This window comes from uncultured Rothia sp., assembly GCF_937976295.1.
In the GTDB taxonomy this organism is placed as follows: Bacteria; Actinomycetota; Actinomycetes; order Actinomycetales; family Micrococcaceae; genus Rothia.
In genome coordinates this window covers 1-1,608 of record NZ_CALJRY010000092.1, presented here as the reverse complement: position 1 = coordinate 1,608, position 1,608 = coordinate 1, and the positions used below count along the sequence as shown (strand labels likewise).

At 50.2% G+C, this 1,608-nt stretch carries 2 protein-coding genes; both read left to right on the top strand.

Features of this window, described 5'->3' with window-relative positions; genetic code table 11:
• The first annotated feature begins 178 nt into the window (after positions 1 to 178).
• Positions 179 to 841 carry a hypothetical protein gene (locus Q0216_RS02465; RefSeq protein ID WP_298592650.1) on the top strand — a complete coding sequence of 221 codons (663 nt, stop codon included), beginning with the start codon at positions 179 to 181 and terminating at the stop codon, positions 839 to 841.
• A 24-nt stretch (positions 842 to 865) separates the two neighbouring features.
• On the top strand, positions 866 to 1,540 hold the full coding sequence (locus Q0216_RS02460) for a hypothetical protein (protein WP_298592648.1): 675 nt from the start codon (positions 866 to 868) through the stop codon (positions 1,538 to 1,540).
• Positions 1,541 to 1,608 lie beyond the last annotated feature (68 nt).

Genomic DNA, 1,608 nt, shown 5'->3' with positions numbered 1-1,608 from the left:
ACCCGGAGGCTGAACCTGCAACCAGCTAAACCGTAGAACCCCGTGGGCGGAGGAGCATCGTGCACCAAAGCGTGCGGTCTAGGACGATTCGCACACCGGGGTATCCTTGGGAAAGGTACGCCACTTGCCGGTGGTGCACTTCCGGATATTCACCAACCACACGAAACGAGAACCCACCATGCGCACTTTCCTCATTGTCTTCTGGGGTATCTTCGCTACGCTCACAACAGTGGCGACGATTTACGTCCTTATTAATTACGAAGTGCAGCGTTGGAAGGATAAGCAACGGCAACGTGAGGGTATTTATATCCGACGAGTTACTCGGCTCGAAGCTCTCATTGTGATATTTACCCCCGTTTTTCCGTGTGCTATGTTTGCAGGTCATATATTTTTTGACCCTGAATCAGCACGTATAACGATTGACATAACGGCCTTGTTAGTATCAATACCATTTGCTGCATACTTGCGGTATGTGCATGTTGCCTACGTGAAAACCTCCGCCGATGGCATCGAGCAGCGCATCTGGTTCTCCAACCCGACCCGTTACCCTTTCAATGCGATTAACCGCGTCGTGTACTACGAAAAGCCAGATATTGATGAACCGGATATGGTGGGTTTCTACGCCAAATCTGGCATCCAGATTGCCTTGTTTGATCCGATAACCCACAACAATTACCGGCTCTTGGCGATTGTGCGGTTCAGGATTGAGAATGAGCGTTGGCCTGATATGGATAACCCGGACGATGTGGCGCAGGTGGATGCGTTTGATAAGAGAGGTATGACAATTTCTTATTTCAAGGGTTTAAAGAAAGTCACTGGCCTCGCCGACGTCGATATGTAACCAACCACCACACTAGGACATTTCATGCTCAGAAAATTTCTTGCCGAAACCGTCACCAACGGCTCCATCGGCCTCAACCGCCCCAAAGGCTATATTCCTCTGGGTCAGCGGCAGAAAAAGCCGCTACTAGCTGTACTAGCGGCAGATTCTTCCGTGCTGCTGGTGTGCATTTTATTTCCTCTAAATTTTCGAGCTGAGAGTCCCATTGATTATATTCCTGCATATATTTTCATGAATATTATCGGTTCGGTCTTCTGGTTCTTCGCTATCCACACCAATTCCTTCTACATCCAACAGAATGAAACCTCCGTGAAATGGCGAAACTGGCGATTCAAAACCCGCGAGTTCGACTACAGCAGCATCACCAAAATACACATGCAGGTCAACGGCAAGGGCGGGCACCTACTCATCAGCAGTAGCCAGATGGGACGCTACCGACTGGGCTTCAGCCCCGTCTTCTTTGACGCCACCTACATCTATCACATGATTCTTTTCCGTGAGCGCTACGGTGTTTGGCCGCCCAAGTACATCCCTGAACTTTTCGTAGAGTTCGGTGATTACGAGGACATGGACGCCCTCATCAAGGTCATCTGCTACGCCCGCACGTACGAGATTGGTTCCCCCGAAGCCGGGGAGTACCGACAGATCCCGGAGCACCTGCAGCGCATCCTCGACCGTGCTGCGGCAGAGTCCAAATAGTTGAAAGGGAAATAGCATGAACGCTATCTCTGAAACCTTCAGAATCCTATGGCTAATCTTCCTGTGGT

Bases quoted from the DNA above. Each gene is read 5' to 3' on its own strand.
- Q0216_RS02465 (WP_298592650.1), top strand. From the start codon at position 179: ATGCGCACTTTCCTCATTGTCTTCTGGGGTATCTTCGCTACGCTCACA.
- Q0216_RS02460 (WP_298592648.1), top strand. From the start codon at position 866: ATGCTCAGAAAATTTCTTGCCGAAACCGTCACCAACGGCTCCATCGGC.